The organism is Metallibacterium scheffleri (assembly GCF_002077135.1).
GTDB classification, from domain to species: Bacteria; Pseudomonadota; Gammaproteobacteria; order Xanthomonadales; family Rhodanobacteraceae; genus Metallibacterium; species Metallibacterium scheffleri.
The window spans coordinates 236,774-253,846 of record NZ_LDOS01000001.1; the positions used below are offsets into that span (position 1 = coordinate 236,774).

Sequence of the window (17,073 nt, forward strand, 5' to 3'; positions counted from 1 at the left end):
CAGCCGAGTGCGGCAAGCTCGTGAGTCAGTCTTCCAGAGCCGAACCACCACCGCCCAGATCCGCCGCAATCAGCCGGAACTGCTCCAGCGCGGCTTCGAGATCATCGACGATTTCCTGCGCGATCACCTCGGGCGCGGGCAGGTTGTCGCTCTCGGCCAGGCTGTCGTCGCGCAGCCAGAAGATATCCAGGCTGGCCTTGTCGCGCGCGATCAGCTCGTCGTAGCGGTAGGCACGCCAGCGGCCTTCGGGCGCGTCCGCGTTCCAGGTCGGCACACGCGCATGCCGGTTGGCCGTGTGGTAGCAGGTGACGAACTCGTCCAGATCCTCGCGCTTGAGCGGAGCGGTCTTCAGCGTGAAGTGCTGGTTGGTGCGCAGGTCGTAGATCCAGAGCGTCTTCGTCCATGGCGTCTCGGACGCCGGCTTCTTGTCGAAGAACAGCACATTGGCCTTGACGCCCTGAGCGTAGAACAGGCCGGTGGGCAGGCGCAGCAGGGTATGCACCTCGCACTCGTGCAGCAGCTTGCGGCGGATGGTCTCGCCGGCGCCGCCCTCGAACAGCACGTTGTCGGGCACCACCACGGCGGCGCGGCCGTGGATGTCGAGCAGCGTCTTGATGTGCTGCACGAAGTTGAGCTGCTTGTTGGACGTGGTCGCCCAGAAATCATCGCGCTCGATGATCTCCTTCTCGGAGGTCGTGCGGCCGTCCTCGCCGACGATCATCGTGCTGGATTTCTTGCCGAACGGCGGATTGGCCAGTACCACGTCGTAGCGCTCGCCTGGGTCGCTGGCCAGCGCATCGGTCACCTGCACCGGCACACTGGTTTCCGAGCCGATGCCGTGCAGCAGCAGGTTCATCGCGCACACCCGCGCCGTCGCCTGCACCAGTTCGACGCCGGTAAAGGCATTCTCGCGCAGATGCTGTTTCTGCTCGCGCGTCAGGTTGGGGTGGTGCGCGATCACGTAGTTGTACGCGGTGAACAGGAAGCCGCCGGTGCCGCAGGCCGGATCGCAGACGTATTCGTCGGGTTTCGGCGCGATGCAGTCGACCATGGCCTGGATCAGCGCGCGCGGAGTGAAGTACTGGCCGGCGCCGCTCTTCAGATCCTGCGCGTTCTTCTCCAGCAGGCCTTCGTAGGCATCGCCCTTGACGTCCACGCCCAGCGCCGACCAGTTCTCCTTGTCGATCAGGTCGACGATCACGCGCCGCAGCTTGGCCGGGTCCTGGAACTTGTTCTGCGCCTTGCCGAAGATCAGGCCCAGCGTGCCCTTCTGCTGGCCCAGCGCTTCGAGCACGTGGCGGTAGTGATCGAACAGCTCGTCACCATCCTGCGCCACCAGCGTCGGCCAGGCATACGCAGCCGGGACGATGCTTTTCTGGCGATACGGCGGCTGCGTGCGCTCGTCGGCCATCTTCAGGAACAGCAGGAACGTGAGCTGCTCGACGTAGTCGCCGTAGCCCATGCCGTCGTCGCGCAGCACGTTGCAGTAGTTCCAGAGCTTTTGGACGAGGGTGGATGCGTTCACAGGCTTCCTACCGCGCCGCGCCAGGATGCGGGCATCGCCCTAGGCGGCACGAGCAAAATCGAGGATGGCCCGCTGATCCGTCACCGGCACCACCTGCGCGCCGGCCTCGATCAGCCCTTGCCGCACTTCCTCGAACGCACCCACGTTGTCCGCATGGGCCTCCGGCTGCTGGACTGGCAGCAGCACAGCGGGTAACGCAAGCTGGCGTTGCAGATGACGCAGTCGACCGATCCATTGGTTGCCGTGGTCCAGCACGCGTATGGGATCGCCCTGCGCCAGATGCAACGGCTTGATTACGCGTCGGACGATGCCATCAGCTCCTACCTCGGCGAATGGCACGGGGAAGCGCACGGCATCTGTTCCCAGAGTGGTTTTGCGATAGCGCCCCGCCAGTCCTTCATGACGGAACACGCCGCGCAGCGCGCGGTCGAGCAGCACTTCCTGGTACTCAGCCGTCGCAAACATGTGCTCGACATACCGCTCATACAGCGCATCGAGCGTGGCTTCGACATCATCAGTCATCACCGCGCGAACCGGCGAGAAACGAAAGAGCGATTCGCGCGGCCTCACCAGCTCGTCGAACGCGCGACCGCCCCACGCTGGCGTCGCTTCGGCCAGAGCCGTTATCCGCAGTATCTCGACTTCGAAATCCTTGCGCGCCGCGTTGAACACCTGCCGGTCGAGGGTGTCGAAAAACGCGCCGATTCGACGCCACTTCGGGTTGAGCCGAAAGATGAATGCGCCTGTTGCCGATGCATGAAGCACCACGCCGACGTTGGCGAATTCTTCGGTCTGCGCATAAGGCAGAAACCGGATAATGGCGTAGCGGGCGGCGGTCGTCATTGTGTTCTGCCCCTGCGGATGTTGATGCGTTCATCAAGTCGGGCGCGACGGGCAGTCCAGTCTATACCAACCGGTAACGTCGCCTCGGGGTCGAGCCAATTCCACTGTTCGGGCATGGATGCCAGCGCCTCATCGAACGAAGGCAGCGCGGCGCGCAGGCGGTTGGCTGCGTCGGTCCAGTTGATCCAGTCCTCGAACAGAGCGCTCGCATCGCCATGGAACACATGAGTTGCGAAAAATGTCGACTCATCGAATTCGCGATCGAACGCCAGGTTGTGGTCGATCACCAGCATGGCGTCACCCGCCGCGCGCCAGAGCAGATTGGGATTACCGCCCAGCTCCGACAGGGTGCGATCCGCGTTTTCCACCCACCAGTCGAACGCCAGCAACCGGCGACGCAGCGCCACATCAACGTTGCGAAGCTGCGCAATGGCAAAGTCCTGAACGCCGGATTCCAGTCGCGAACCGAATGCCGTACTCGCGCCCAGGGCTCCACCTTCAGCACCCAGCGCCGCGACCAATTCGGCAGGCACCTCCAGCAACGTGAACGGCGGTATCGGCAGATCGAGCGCACGCCCCAGGTGCGCGCAAAGCCACTCGGCCACAAGGCCGCGCTGCGTGGTTTCGCGACCCTTGGCAACGTAGAGCGCATCGTCCTCGGCGCGAACCAGAAAAGGGCGCGTTCTGCCCTGCTCCATGCGGCGCAGGATTTCGACGACGCGCAAGGCGCTCATCCGGCATCACCCGCGAATGCGCGCGTCAGCACGGATTGGCGCAGCGCCTGGGCGCGCTTGAGGTTGGCGTCCACCTCGGCCTCGACCTCACGGACGATGGACAGTCGGCGATCGACTTCGGCGACGATGCGGTGTTGTTCGCGCAGAGGCGGCAACGGAACTGGAAGCGTCTTGACGATGCCTAGATTCAAGATCTCCATGGTCCCGCCATGTGCCTGTCCCTTAAAGAACAGGGTAGCCCACGCAGATTGGAGCATGTACGCAGCGTAGGCCGGTGCAATGAAGGATGGGTTGAGCGACAGTTTGATCAAGCGCGGATTGATGATGCCGGGCCTGGCGTTTTCTGGCAGCACGAGCACTTTCCCGGCTGTACCGACCAAACTGATGAGCAGATCACCCGGCTTGACGGTGCAGTTCTCGAGTTCACGGAACTTGGCTTCCTCGATGAAGTAATCGCCGAAGCTGTGATCACCTCGGATCACCTGCTCTTGACCATAGATCTTGTATCCCGAAGGAACATAGACGTCCTTCTTCAGGGCGCTTCCAAACGGCCCGGCTTTAAGTGCATGTTTGTCGGCAGACGACACTTGCTCGAATCCGCACCACACCCACCCCTCCGGCAACTTGGGCAAGCCGCTGGTATCGGGCGCCGCAGGTTCCTTGTACTTGCCATTGCCCTTCCACTGGCTGCGACGGGTGTCGAGGATGCGCTTGAGAAGTTGTTCCCCCGTTTCATAGGGCAGGGCCGCTCCCGGCTTCCTGCCTCCCGCGGCATTCGCACTTCCCTGTGCAGCAAGCTCGGCGCCGGTCTCGAAGCTGCGGCCTTCGCGACGGGCGCGGTCGGCTTCGGTCTCAACGAGCCGGCCTTCGACGGCGGCCTTGAGCACGGAAGCCTTGTAGCGCTTGAGCTGCGCCTTGACGCGCTGCAGGCTGGCCACGGCCTGGTCTAGGCGGGAGAACTGCTTTTCGATCTCGGCGACAATGCGGCGCTGTAAAGCAAGTGGAGCCAGCGGCAAGCGTATATCGCTGATCTTGCTCGCGTTCACGTTGGGGATAGCGATGCCAGAAGTGTTGTCAGCAATCTGCTGCCAATAGTCGCGGCTCTTGAGGAAGTAAGCCAAATATCGCCCTTCCACCGTAGGGCCGGGGCGGAAGCGGATGAGGTAAGACGCGAACACGGATGGCTTCACTCGGGTGATCAAATAACTCACGCCGACCGATCCAGCGCGCGAGATGACAATGTCTCCCTCGTGCAAGAGGTATTTGTCGACGTCTGGCGGTTCGTCGGTGCAAAACGGAACAGTGGACCAATCTATCTCCCCGGATGTGATGTCTGTGGTTCGCAGCAGTCGAATACGACCGCCTTCGCTCATTGCCTTCGTGGTCCAGCCGTATTGCGGTTTAGAGCAAACACCACCGATGGTGACAGTTGACCAGCGCATTCCGGATCCCGCTTCCCCATCTGCGTAACTCACGCCACCAACTCCCGATTCAGTTCCTCAATCACTTTGGGTAGCTGGGTGCCGAACAGTTGATGCACGCGCGCCAGGCCCCCGCGCTGGTTGAAGGGTGCGGCGTCGAAGTCTTCGAGGCGGATGTCGAGGCTGGCGGCGATGTGCTCGGCGATCCGCTCCAGCCACCACTGCTGCTCGTCCCCAAACGATTTCCCATGGGCCTGCTGCTGGCCCAGCCAAGCCTTGAAATTGGCGGCGACGCGCTCGGGGTACGGCACCAGCTCGTTGTCCTGATGCATGGCATAGCGCACCAGGCTGACCAGATCGGTGAGGATACGCTGGCGGCTGGCCCCTTGGACTTTGCTCTGGTCCAGCGCGGCATAGGCCTGCCAGAGCGCGCTCTCGTCCAGCAGATACGGCGGCGCCTGCAGGCTGTCGGCCAGTTGCTTGATGGCCTCGAAGGTCAGTGGGGCGCGGGTGGGCCGGTTGTAGAGAATCTGCAGCGCGGTGATCTCGTCACGGTGCTGGGCGATGAACGACTCGAAGGTCTCGACCATGCTGCGCGCGCGATCGCTAGCGGCGGCGCTGAAGCCGGCCTCGATCAGGTGATCGGCCGTCACGGTGTCCACCACCATGTCGGCCTGCTGGCGCAGCCGCAACAGCAGCTCGCGCAGCGCGGGATCGGACAGCGGCTTGGCGGCTTCGGTGAGCGCGGCGCGCAGTTCGCCGCCCTCGCCCGCGAGCTGTGGCGCCGTGGCAGATGCGGGTGCGCTGAAGTCGCCGTGCAGCGCATCGACCAGCCGTCGCGACAAATCCTTGAGGCCGTAGCCGCCGCTGGCGGCGACCACCCTGGCCTTGTCGGCATCGTCGATGTCGCGATCCAGCCGTGCGAGGCGCGCGGCCACCGACGAGATCACTTCCGGCTCGACGTTGCCCAGCGCGACCGCCTGCAGCAGCTTGTCCAGCGGCACGGACTTCTTCTGGTCCATCGGCCGGCTGTCGGTCTTGTCGCGCTCGCACACGCCGACCGCGTCGACGATGACAAAGTGGTCCTTGCTGCGCGCGTCCGGCGTCACCGCCTGCAGGTCGGCCGGATTGATCACGCGCACGCCGCGACCCTTCATCTGCTCGAAGAACGAGCGCGACTTGACCGAGCGCATGAACATCACGATCTCGACCGGCTTGATGTCGGTACCGGTAGCGATCATGTCCACGGTGACCGCAATGCGCGGGTGGTAACTGGTGCGGAAGGCACGGATCAGGGACTCAGGCGTGGCGCCCGTCGTGCGGTAGGTGATCTTCTGCGCGAACTCGTTGCCCTTGCCGAATTCCTCGCGCAGGATCTGCACGATGGCCTCGGCGTGGTTGTCGTCCTTGGCGAACACCAGGGTCTTGGGCACCTCGGTACGGCCGGGGAAGATCTCGCCGAACAGGCGATCGCGGAAGGTGCGCACCACGGTGCGGATCTGGTCCGGGGTCTGCACGGCGCGGTCGAGCTCGGCAGGGTCGTAGGCGAAGTCCTCGTCGAGCTGCCAGTCGCTGCGCCGGCGCGTCTGGCGATCGAGCAACTGCACGTAATAGCCGGCCTCGACGGTGCTGCCCTGCTCGCTCACGTTGGTGCGGATGCGGTAGACGTCGTAGTTGACGTTGACGCCATCGGCCACGGCCTGCGAGTGGCCGTATTCCATCACCAGGTTCTGGTTGAAGAAGCCGAAGGTCTGCTTGCTGGGCGTGGCGGTCAGGCCGATCAGGTAGGCATCGAAGTATTCCAGCACCTGCCGCCACAGGTGGTAGATCGAGCGGTGCGCCTCGTCGGTGATGACGATGTCGAAAGTCTCGATCGGGAACGCCGGGTTGTATTCCAGCGGCGGCGTGTCCTTGAACAGCCCTTCGGCGTCCTCGGTGCTGTGCTCCTCGTCCTCGTCGGGGAGTTCGCGGCCCTTGAGCATCGAGTACATGCGCTGGATGGTGCAGATGACCACGCGCGCGGACGTGTCGAGCTGGCTGGAGGTGAGGTGCTGGACGATGTACTCCTCGCCGAACTTGTAGTTGTTGTAGGGCGAGACGTACTGGTCGAACTCCTTCTTGGTCTGCCGGCCCAGATTGCCGCGATCGACCAGGAACAGCACCCGGCGCGCGCCGGCGAACTTGATCAGGCGGTAGCTGAGCACGATCGCCAGCAGGGTCTTGCCGGAGCCGGTGGCCATCTGCACCAGCGCGCGCGGGCGGTTTTCGCGCAGCGACTGCTCCAGCTTCGCGATCGCCTGCGGCTTGGGCGGCCACAGGTCGTCGATCAGCGACGGCAACTGCTGCATGCGCGCGAGGAAGGTTCCAGCCGCGGTGTTGGCGGGCGCATCGGCGATCACGTCAGCGCGAACGGCGGGCGTTGCGCCTTGCGCTGGCGCCGCGATCAGCCACGCCGCCAGCGTCTCGGGCCGATGGAAGGCGAACACGGAACGCGCGCGCGGCTCGGGATCGAGGCCGTTGGTGTAGTGGGTTTCGACGCCGGTCGATTCATAGAGAAACGGCAGCGGCCGGCGCCAGGCGGGCAGGCTGGCAGGCAGACCTTGTGCATAACGACCGGACTGCGTTTCGACGCCGGTGAGCGTCGCGCCCTGCTTCTTGGCCTCGATCACGCCGCAGGCGCGGCCATCGACATACAGCAGGTAGTCGGCGGTGCCGTGGCCTTCGACCAGCGGAAACTCGCGAATCGCGACGCCGCGCGCGGCGTGCAGATTGACCTCGGCGAGGTTCTGCACCGCCCAGCCGGCGGCGCCGAGCAGGGTGTCGATGGTCTGCCGCGCGGCTTGTTCCGGGGTGAGGGCACCTCGTGGCGGCGTCATGATCGCTCCCAGACAGGCGCGTCCAGCCGAGCCCACTTGGTGCACGCGGTCGACTGGACAGCGATGGTGCGCAACAGCCCGCTCCCTTGGAATCAGCGCGCGCCATTATGCAGCAGAGAGTCGAACTTGCAGCGTGGTGGGCCCACCAGGACTCGAACCTGGAACCAAAGGATTATGAGTCCTCTGCTCTAACCATTGAGCTATAGGCCCGATGCTGTGCTGCACAGTGTAGCGGGGCAAAAATCGCCGGACTCTCACCCGCCCTCGCCTTTCGACTCGGGCGCTCGCCGGCGCGCAGCCGTGCTGCGCGAAATCCCGCCTCGCCCTCTGCTCTAACCATTGAGCTATAGGCCCGATGCTGTGCTGCACAGTGTAGCGGGGCAAAAATCGCCGGACTCTCACCCGCCCTCGCCTTTCGACTCGGGCGCTCGCCGGCGCGCAGCCGTGCTGCGCGAAATCCCGCCTCGCCCTCTGCTCTAACCATTGAGCTATAGGCCCGATGCTGTGCTGCACAGTGTAGCGGGGCAAAAATCGCCGGACTCTCACCCGCCCTCGCCTTTCGACTCGGGCGCTCGCCGGCGCGCAGCCGTGCTGCGCGAAATCCCGCCTCGCCCTCTGCTCTAACCATTGAGCTATAGGCCCGATGCTGTGCTGCACAGTGTAGCGGGGCAAAAATCGCCGGACTCTCACCCGCCCTCGCCTTTCGACTCGGGCGCTCGCCGGCGCGCAGCCGTGCTGCGCGAAATCCCGCCTCGCCCTCTGCTCTAACCATTGAGCTATAGGCCCGATGCTGTGCTGCACAGTGTAGCGGGGCAAAAATCGCCGGACTCTCACCCGCCCTCGCCTTTCGACTCGGGCGCTCGCCGGCGCGCAGCCGTGCTGCGCGAAATCCCGCCTCGCCCTCTGCTCTAACCATTGAGCTATAGGCCCGATGCTGTGCTGCACAGTGTAGCGGGGCAAAAATCGCCGGACTCTCACCCGCCCTCGCCTTTCGACTCGGGCGCTCGCCGGCGCGCAGCCGTGCTGCGCGAAATCCCGCCTCGCCCTCTGCTCTAACCATTGAGCTATAGGCCCGATGCTGTGCTGCACAGTGTAGCGGGGCAAAAATCGCCGGACTCTCACCCGCCCTCGCCTTTCGACTCGGGCGCTCGCCGGCGCGCAGCCGTGCTGCGCGAAATCCCGCCTCGCCCTCTGCTCTAACCATTGAGCTATAGGCCCGATGCTGTGCTGCACAGTGTAGCGGGGCAAAAATCGCCGGACTCTCACCCGCCCTCGCCTTTCGACTCGGGCGCTCGCCGGCGCGCAGCCGTGCTGCGCGAAATCCCGCCTCGCCCTCTGCTCTAACCATTGAGCTATAGGCCCGATGCTGTGCTGCACAGTGTAGCGGGGCAAAAATCGCCGGACTCTCACCCGCCCTCGCCTTTCGACTCGGGCGCTCGCCGGCGCGCAGCCGTGCTGCGCGAAATCCCGCCTCGCCCTCTGCTCTAACCATTGAGCTATAGGCCCGATGCTGTGCTGCACAGTGTAGCGGGGCAAAAATCGCCGGACTCTCACCCGCCCTCGCCTTTCGACTCGGGCGCTCGCCGGCGCGCAGCCGTGCTGCGCGAAATCCCGCCTCGCCCTCTGCTCTAACCATTGAGCTATAGGCCCGATGCTGTGCTGCACAGTGTAGCGGGGCAAAAATCGCCGGACTCTCACCCGCCCTCGCCTTTCGACTCGGGCGCTCGCCGGCGCGCAGCCGTGCTGCGCGAAATCCCGCCTCGCCCTCTGCTCTAACCATTGAGCTATAGGCCCGATGCTGTGCTGCACAGTGTAGCGGGGCAAAAATCGCCGGACTCTCACCCGCCCTCGCCTTTCGACTCGGGCGCTCGCCGGCGCGCAGCCGTGCTGCGCGAAATCCCGCCTCGCCCTCTGCTCTAACCATTGAGCTATAGGCCCGATGCTGTGCTGCACAGTGTAGCGGGGCAAAAATCGCCGGACTCTCACCCGCCCTCGCCTTTCGACTCGGGCGCTCGCCGGCGCGCAGCCGTGCTGCGCGAAATCCCGCCTCGCCCTCTGCTCTAACCATTGAGCTATAGGCCCGATGCTGTGCTGCACAGTGTAGCGGGGCAAAAATCGCCGGACTCTCACCCGCCCTCGCCTTTCGACTCGGGCGCTCGCCGGCGCGCAGCCGTGCTGCGCGAAATCCCGCCTCGCCCTCTGCTCTAACCATTGAGCTATAGGCCCGATGCTGTGCTGCACAGTGTAGCGGGGCAAAAATCGCCGGACTCTCACCCGCCCTCGCCTTTCGACTCGGGCGCTCGCCGGCGCGCAGCCGTGCTGCGCGAAATCCCGCCTCGCCCTCTGCTCTAACCATTGAGCTATAGGCCCGATGCTGTGCTGCACAGTGTAGCGGCAGGCGCAAAGCACGACGCCCGCGCATGGCGGGCGTCGTGTGGCGGCGAGCTGAGGATGCCGTGGCGCGCGCTTACTCGGTGTCGAGGAACGAGCGCAACTGCTCGGAACGGCTGGGATGCCGCAACTTGCGCAGCGCCTTGGCCTCGATCTGGCGGATGCGCTCGCGGGTGACGTCGAACTGCTTGCCGACCTCTTCCAGCGTGTGGTCGGTATTCATGTCGATGCCGAAGCGCATGCGCAGCACCTTGGCCTCGCGCGGGGTGAGCGAGGACAAGACCTGCTGCACGGTTTCGACCATGCCGGTGTCGGTGGCTGAGTCGACCGGCGAGAGGATGCTGCCGTCCTCGATGAAATCGCCCAGATGCGAATCCTCGTCGTCGCCGATCGGGGTCTCCATGGAGATGGGTTCCTTGGCGATCTTCATCACCTTGCGGATCTTGTCCTCGGGCATTTCCATGGCCTTGGCCAGCTCGTCCGGCGTCGGCTCGCGGCCGTATTGCTGCAGCATCTGGCGCGAGATGCGGTTGAGCTTGTTGATCGTCTCGATCATGTGCACCGGGATGCGGATGGTGCGCGCCTGGTCGGCAATCGAGCGCGTGATCGCCTGGCGGATCCACCACGTCGCGTAGGTGCTGAACTTGTAGCCGCGGCGGTATTCGAACTTGTCCACGGCCTTCATCAGGCCGATGTTGCCTTCCTGGATCAGATCCAGGAACTGCAGACCGCGGTTGGTGTACTTCTTGGCGATGGAAATGACCAGGCGCAGGTTGGCCTCGACCATCTCTTTCTTCGCGCGGCGCGCCTTGGCCTCGCCGATGGACAACGCGCGGTTGATGTCCTTGACATCGGTCAGCGGCATCGACAACAAGCGCTCGACGGCGAGCAGCTTTTCCTGCTCGGCGACGATCGCGTCGCGACGCGCCTTGATCGCCGGCGCCCACTTCTGACGCTTGCGCGCGAGGCTGTCAGCCCAAGTCAGGTCGGTTTCGTGGCTGGGGAAGCTGGCGAGAAACTCGGCGCGCGGCATGCGCGAATTCTTCACGCACATGTCCAGGATGGCACGCTCGTGGCCGCGGATTTCGCCGACCACCTCGCGCAATTTCCTCACCAGCAGGTCGATCAGCGCCGAGGGCAGCTTGAAGCCCAGGAACGCCTCACCCAGCGCGGCGCGATGCTTGTCGAGTTTCTTGTCGCCGACCTCGGCCTTGTGCGCGGCTTTCTCGAACTTGGCATACAACTGGCGCAGATCCTCGATGCGTTGCCGCACCACGAGCGGGTCGGGTCCGCTCGGGCCGGCTTCCTCTTCCTCGCCCTCGACCTTGACCGCGACGACGCCTTCTTCGTCGTCGTCGTCTTTGGCTATGTCGACCACCACCGGCGGCGGCGGCGCGACTTCTTCCTCGCCATCGTTGAAGCCGGCGATGACCTCGGACAGGCGCTTCTTGCCGTCCAGATGCTGGTCGAACTCCTCGACCAGCAGGCGCACCGTCCACGGGAAGCTGGACAGCGCGGTCTGCACCTGCGCCAGGCCTTCCTCGATGCGCTTGGCGATGGCGATTTCGCCCTCGCGCGTGAGCAGTTCCACCGTGCCCATCTCGCGCATGTACATGCGCACCGGATCGGTGGTGCGGCCGACCTCGGAATCGACCACGGAGAGCAGCGCCACGGCTTCCTCGGTGGCGGTTTCGTCGTCTTCGTTGGTAGGCGCAGCTTCGGGCAACAGGCCGACTTCGGGCGCGATCTCGTGCACCTCAATGCCCATGCCGTTGATCATGCCGATGATGTCCTCGATCTGTTCCGGATCGACGATGTCATCGGGCAAGTGGTCATTCACCTCGGCGTAGGTCAGGTAGCCCTGCTCGCGTCCCTTGGTGATGAGCCGCTTGATTTCCGATTGCTGCTCGTTGGGGGTATTGGCCATGCCGTGCACCGTGGGGTGAATGAACCTTCCAGTTTAATCAGTTGGCGACGTTCTGACCACTATTCAAGCGCGTGGTTCCTTGGCACGGAGCATGCGTTCAATGTGCTTCCAGCCAGAACGTCACCGGGCCATCATTGACCAGATGCACCTGCATGTCGGCGCCGAAGCGCCCGCTGGCAACCGGCGTGTGACGCGCGTGCGCCAGTTCCAGCAGGTGCGCGAACAGGTGCTCGGCCAGCGCCGGTGACGCCGCGGACGTGAGGCTGGCGCGCATGCCCTTGCGCGTGTCGGCGGCCAGGGTGAACTGGCTGACCAGCAGCAGGCCGCCACCGGTCTCGCTCAGGCTCAGGTTCATGCGCCCGGCGGAGTCCGCGAATACGCGGTAGCCGAGGATGCGGTCGAGCAGCCGCCGTACTTGCGGTTCACCATCGGCAGGCTGCACCGCCACCAGCGCCAACAATCCGGCCGCGATCTGCCCGACCATCGCGCCGTTCACCTCGACATGCGCGCGCTGCACGCGCTGGATCAGGGCGATCATCCGGTTTCCTCCGTCGTGCGGCGCACGCGCGCGCTGAATACACTGCGCCATTATCTCGCCGCGAGTCACCATGAACGATCCCGCGCAGGCGCGCATGCGCTGGCACGTCGCTTTCACCTATGCCCTGCTGCGCCTGGTCGGCCGGCTGCCTTTGCGCGTGCTGCACGCACTGGGCGCCGGGCTGGGCGCGCTGCTGTGGCGCGCCAACGGGCGCGAGCGGCGCAATGTCGAGGTGAACCTTGGCATCGTCTGCGCCGGACAGACACCCGCCGCGCGTGCGGCGCTGGCGCGCGCGTGCCTGCGCGAAACCGGCCGCGGCATCGCCGAACTGGGCAAAGTCTGGGGCGGTGGCGCTGAGCGCGCGTTGCGCCTGGTACGCGAAGTGCACGGACAGGAGTTGTTTGATGCCGCGCTGGCGCGCGGCCAGGGTTTGATCGTGGCGGCGCCGCACCTGGGCTGCTGGGAGTTGCTCAATCACTGGATCGGCGCGCGCACGCCGTTGGCGATCCTGTACCGACCGCCCCGGCAGCCGGCGTGGGAACCGCTGCTGCGCCACGCACGCGGCCGTTATGCGCCCGAACAGGTGCGCGCCGAGGGCAGCGGCGTGCGCAGCCTGTACCGGCGCCTCGCGGCCGGCGGCGTGGTGGGTATCCTTCCGGATCAGCAGCCGCGCGGCGGCGAGGGCGTGTTCGCGCCCTTCTTCGGCCTGCCCGCGGCGACCATGGTGCTGCTGCCGCGTCTGGCCGAGCGCACCGGCGCCACGGTGTTGTTCAGCTTCATGGAACGCCTGCCGCGCGGCGCCGGATTTCGCCTGCACTGGCGCGCAGCGCCTGCCGACATCGCCGCGGCCGATGCCGGGATCGCCTGCGCCGCACTGAATGCCGGCGTCGAGGACTGCGTGCGCAGCGCTTTCACCCAGTACCAGTGGACCTACAAACGCTGGTCGTTGCGCCCGGCGCCAAGCGACCCGGATGTGTACCGCGCAGCGCGTTGACGCGATGCCGCTCAGTCGCGGCCCAGTCCGGCTTTTTCCAGCGCAGCGAGATAGGCCTGCCAATTGCCTGCGTAATCGCGACCCAGGCGCGCCAGCGTGTCCCAGCTGAAGATGCCGGTGTCATGGCCATCGTCGAAGCGCAGCAGCACGCCGTATTGTCCAACCGGCTCGATGGCGCTTACCCCGACCGTGCGCTTGCCGGCCACCAGGATCTGCTGGCCGGGGCCATGGCCCTGCACCTCGGCGCTGGGCGATTGCGTGCGCAGGTATTCCAGCGGCAGACTGTAGTGCGTGCCGTCGGCCCAGCTCACTTCCAGCACGCGCTCGGCGCGGCGCAGACGCAGCTCGCTGGGCGCGGTGCTCAATGCACGCGCCCGACGTCCGGGCCATCCAGCTTCAGCGCCGGCGCGGCACCCGCCACCTCGGCCAGGGCCAAGCCATAGGGCTCACGGAAACTCACCGTGGACACCTCGGACCAGGCAAAGAACGAGGGCTCGGTCAGCCACTCGGCATCGGGCGAGACTTCCTGCATGTTGAAGCCGTCGTCCTCCAGCCCGAGCAGGCGCCCGATGTAACACACCTCGGACTCCTCCTCGCTGTCGACGTGCACGCCGATCACCGGCGCGTGGCCGCTGGCGGCCTGCACCACCTGCACGATGTCGTCGAGCGGGAAATCGTGCGGGCGCGGGATCTGCACGCCGCGTAATTCCAGCGCGCGGGTGATGAAACCGGCGTGCTCTTCGGGCGCTTCCAGCTCGGTCAGGTCGCGGTGACGCATGGCGTAGAGGCCATCGAAACCGAGCGTGTCGCCGACCACGGACAGCAGAAAGTACTCGCGGCCGATGCCCGCGACGTAACCGCAGAAGCTGCCGTGCTCGAGGTTGCCGCGCCATACGCGCACCAACTCGCCGGCACTCGCCGCCTCGCGCAGACGCGCGCGGAAGCCCGGTGTTTTCAGGGGGATGATCTTGCCCATGGTGAATGATTGATCGTGCCAGGGATGGATGGATGGCGCGTCGTCAACGCGCAGCAGGCAGGCGCCAGCAGGTCGATGAGCTTAGCAGCGACGACGACAGCCGGGGTTCAAAGAATGTAACGGGAGAGGTCTTCATCAGCCGCCAGATCGGCCAGGTGCGCATCGACATATTCGGCGTCAATCACGTATTTTTCGCCGGACTTGTCCGACGCTTCGAAGGAGATCGACTCCAGAAGCCGCTCCATCACCGTAGCCAGCCGGCGCGCGCCGATGTTCTCGGTGCGGCTGTTGATCTGCCAGGCCAGCTCGGCCAGGCGGCGCACGGCGGAGGCATCGAAGCTCAGCGTTACGCCCTCGGTGCGCAGCAACTCCTGATATTGCAGGGTCAGCGCGTGGCGCGGCTCGGTGAGGATGCGCTCGAAGTCTTCCACGCCCAGCGCCTGCAGCTCGACGCGGATCGGCAGGCGCCCCTGCAGCTCCGGGATCAGGTCCGAGGGCTTGGCCAGCGAGAACGCGCCCGAAGCGATGAACAGCACATGGTCGGTACGTACCGCGCCGTACTTGGTCGACACCGTGGTGCCCTCGACCAGCGGCAGCAGGTCGCGCTGCACGCCCTCGCGACTGATGCCGGGGGTGTTGCCGCCGGCCCCTCCGCGCTGCGCCACTTTGTCGATCTCGTCCAGGAACACGATGCCCTGCTCCTCGGCCGACTGCACCGCCTGCTGGCGCAGCTCGTCCTCGTTGAGCAGCTTGCCAGCCTCCTCGTCGATCAGCGCGTGGCGCGCCTCGCGCACCTTGAGCTTGCGCCGCTGCGCGCGCTGCGGACCCAGCGACTGGAACATCTGCTGCAACTGCTGGCCCATCTCCTCCATGCCCGGCGGAGTGAGGATTTCGGCATGGCCCGCGCTGGCGCTCAATTCCAGCTCGATCTCGCGCTCGTCCAGCGCGCCTTCGCGCAACTGCTTGCGCAGTTTCTGCCGGGTGTCGTGATCGGCGGCGCTATCCGCGCCGGGCTGCGATTCCCAGCCGCCACGGCGCGGCAGCAGCGCATCGAGCAGACGCTCCTCGGCCTGATCCTCGGCGCGGCTGCGCACGCGCCCGGCGGCGCGCGCGCGCACCAGCTTGAAGGCGACATCGACCAGATCGCGCACGATCGATTCGACATCCTTGCCAACGTAGCCGACCTCGGTGAACTTGGTCGCCTCGATCTTCAGGAACGGCGCATCGGCCATACTCGCCAGGCGCCGCGCGATCTCGGTCTTGCCGACGCCAGTGGGGCCGATCATCAGGATGTTCTTGGGCGTGATTTCCTCGCGCAGTTCCTCGGGCAACTGCATGCGCCGCCAGCGGTTGCGCAATGCGATCGCCACCGCGCGCTTGGCGGCGTGCTGGCCGATGATGTGCTTGTCGAGGGCGTTGACGATTTCGCGCGGGGTCAGTTCGGACATGGCTGAGGGTCGGTGAGGGTGATGAAATCGGGGATGGACAACGGCGCTGTACGGTGCGGGAACTTCTCGCGCGGCCCGGTTTTTCCCCGAGCCCTGTGCCCTGGCTGCACTCAGAGCTCTTCCACCGTGACATTGCCGTTGGTGTAAATGCAGATCTGCCCGGCAATGGCCAGCGCCTGCTCAGCCACGCGTCGCGCATCCAGGTCGGTATTGGCCAGCAGCGCGCGCGCCGCGGCCAGCGCGTAGGGGCCGCCGGAGCCGATGGCGATGAGTCCTTCCTCGGGCTCGATCACGTCACCATTGCCGGAGATCAGCAGCGAGGCCTCGGCATCGACCACCGCCAGCAGCGCTTCCAGCCGACCCAGCCGGCGCTCGGTGCGCCAGTCCTTGGCCAGTTCGACGGCGGCGCGGGTGAGGTTGCCGTTGTGCCGGGTGAGCTTGTCCTCGAACAGCTCGAACAGGGTGAAGGCATCGGCGGTGGCACCGGCAAAACCCGCCAACACCTTGCCGTTGACGCCCAGGCGCCGCACCTTGCGCGCGTTGGACTTCATCACCGTGGCGCCCAGGGTGACCTGGCCGTCGCCGGCGATGACCACGCGCCCGCCGCGGCGTACGCTGATGATGGTGGTGGCGTGGAAGCTTTCCATGTCGACTCCGGGTGGCGAACTGGCGATATGGAGCCTGCCGTCGCGCATGCAAGCCACTGGCGCAAGGCGCGCTAAAATGGCCACCCCACCCGCCGGTAACCGTCATGTCCCTCGCTCCAGAAACACGCACGCGCATCGACGCGCTGCTGCAGCAGCACCGCGTGGTGCTGTTCATGAAAGGCACGCGCCAGCAGCCGCAGTGCGGCTTTTCCGCGGCCACGACCAATGTGCTCAACGAGCTGCTGCCGGATTACCACACCGTCAACGTGCTCGAGGACATGGAGCTGCGCGAAGGCATCAAGCAATACGGCAACTGGCCGACGATTCCGCAGCTGTACATCGGCGGCGAACTGGTCGGCGGCGCCGATATCGTGCGCCAGATGTATGCCAGCGGCGAGCTGCAGCAGGCGCTGGGCCTGCCGCCGCCGGACCGCACGCCGCCGACGATCACCATCACCGACAGGGCCGCCGAGGCGATCCGCGCCGGCATGCAGGAAAACCCGGGCATGGCGCTGCACCTGGAAATCGGCCCGGATCGCAACGCGGGCTTCCAGCTCGCCCCGGCTGGCGCCGGCGATATCGTCACGGAGTCCAATGGCCTCGAGATCCGTCTCGATCCGGCCAGCGCGCAACGTGCGCGCGGCATCAAGATCGACTGGGTGGAAACCGTGCAGGGCGCCGGCCTCAGCCTGAGCTATCCGGGTAGCAGCGGCCACTGAGAGCCTGCGGGCGTGCCCACAGGCATGCCATGCA

13 protein-coding genes and 1 tRNA gene are annotated in these 17,073 nt (G+C 65.7%); 2 read left to right on the forward strand and 12 right to left on the reverse strand.

What is annotated here, in order from left to right; translation table 11 throughout:
* Positions 1-25 precede the first annotated feature (25 nt).
* From Mschef_RS01035 to dtd, 8 genes are all read right to left on the reverse strand, one after another.
* Positions 26-1,525 carry a type I restriction-modification system subunit M gene (locus Mschef_RS01035; protein ID WP_081126006.1) on the reverse strand — a complete coding sequence of 500 codons (1,500 nt, stop codon included), beginning with the start codon at positions 1,523-1,525 and terminating at the stop codon, positions 26-28.
* Positions 1,526-1,564: 39 nt separating this feature from the next.
* A complete protein-coding gene (locus Mschef_RS01040; RefSeq protein ID WP_081126007.1) occupies positions 1,565-2,368 on the reverse strand; it encodes a DUF3037 domain-containing protein in 804 nt (267 codons plus the stop codon).
* Complete coding sequence (locus Mschef_RS01045) at positions 2,365-3,102, reverse strand: HipA family kinase (RefSeq protein WP_081126008.1); 738 nt, start codon at positions 3,100-3,102, stop codon at positions 2,365-2,367. The genes Mschef_RS01040 and Mschef_RS01045 overlap by 4 nt, the downstream gene beginning before the upstream one ends.
* Positions 3,099-4,544, reverse strand: a complete 1,446-nt coding sequence (locus Mschef_RS01050) for a restriction endonuclease subunit S (RefSeq protein ID WP_081126009.1) — start codon at positions 4,542-4,544, stop codon at positions 3,099-3,101. Before Mschef_RS01050 ends, Mschef_RS01045 begins: the two co-directional genes overlap by 4 nt.
* A 29-nt stretch (positions 4,545-4,573) precedes the next feature.
* Positions 4,574-7,399: a type I restriction endonuclease subunit R gene (locus Mschef_RS01055; RefSeq protein WP_081126010.1), complete on the reverse strand. Its 2,826-nt coding sequence runs from the start codon at positions 7,397-7,399 to the stop codon at positions 4,574-4,576.
* 134 nt (positions 7,400-7,533) lie between these two features.
* Positions 7,534-7,609, reverse strand: a tRNA-Ile gene (locus Mschef_RS01060).
* Between the two features lie 2,257 nt (positions 7,610-9,866).
* Positions 9,867-11,717 carry an RNA polymerase sigma factor RpoD gene (gene rpoD, locus Mschef_RS01065; RefSeq protein ID WP_081126011.1) on the reverse strand — a complete coding sequence of 617 codons (1,851 nt, stop codon included), beginning with the start codon at positions 11,715-11,717 and terminating at the stop codon, positions 9,867-9,869.
* A 97-nt stretch (positions 11,718-11,814) separates the two neighbouring features.
* The gene (dtd, locus tag Mschef_RS01070; RefSeq protein WP_081126012.1) at positions 11,815-12,255 is read right to left on the reverse strand and encodes a D-aminoacyl-tRNA deacylase; all 441 of its coding nucleotides are present in this window, start codon (positions 12,253-12,255) and stop codon (positions 11,815-11,817) included.
* 94 nt (positions 12,256-12,349) lie between these two features.
* Here dtd and Mschef_RS01075 point away from each other — a divergent pair, with 94 nt between their 5' ends.
* Complete coding sequence (locus Mschef_RS01075; RefSeq protein ID WP_081126747.1) at positions 12,350-13,249, forward strand: LpxL/LpxP family acyltransferase; 900 nt, start codon at positions 12,350-12,352, stop codon at positions 13,247-13,249.
* 11 nt (positions 13,250-13,260) lie between these two features.
* Here Mschef_RS01075 and Mschef_RS01080 read toward each other — a convergent pair whose 3' ends face one another.
* The 4 genes from Mschef_RS01080 to hslV form a co-directional block, all read right to left on the reverse strand.
* Positions 13,261-13,614 (reverse strand): gamma-butyrobetaine hydroxylase family protein, encoded by a 354-nt coding sequence (locus tag Mschef_RS01080; RefSeq protein ID WP_081126013.1) that lies wholly within the window; start codon positions 13,612-13,614, stop codon positions 13,261-13,263.
* Entirely contained in the window at positions 13,611-14,225 is a 615-nt protein-coding gene (locus Mschef_RS01085; RefSeq protein ID WP_081126014.1) for a hypothetical protein, read from the reverse strand. Before Mschef_RS01085 ends, Mschef_RS01080 begins: the two co-directional genes overlap by 4 nt.
* A 107-nt stretch (positions 14,226-14,332) precedes the next feature.
* A complete protein-coding gene (gene hslU / locus Mschef_RS01090) occupies positions 14,333-15,673 on the reverse strand; it encodes an ATP-dependent protease ATPase subunit HslU (protein ID WP_081126015.1) in 1,341 nt (446 codons plus the stop codon).
* Positions 15,674-15,783: 110 nt separating this feature from the next.
* The gene (gene hslV, locus Mschef_RS01095; protein ID WP_081126748.1) at positions 15,784-16,320 is read right to left on the reverse strand and encodes an ATP-dependent protease subunit HslV; all 537 of its coding nucleotides are present in this window, start codon (positions 16,318-16,320) and stop codon (positions 15,784-15,786) included.
* Between the two features lie 104 nt (positions 16,321-16,424).
* On the opposite strand from hslV, the gene grxD reads away from it, so the two are divergent.
* A complete protein-coding gene (gene grxD, locus Mschef_RS01100; RefSeq protein ID WP_081126016.1) occupies positions 16,425-17,039 on the forward strand; it encodes a Grx4 family monothiol glutaredoxin in 615 nt (204 codons plus the stop codon).
* Positions 17,040-17,073 lie beyond the last annotated feature (34 nt).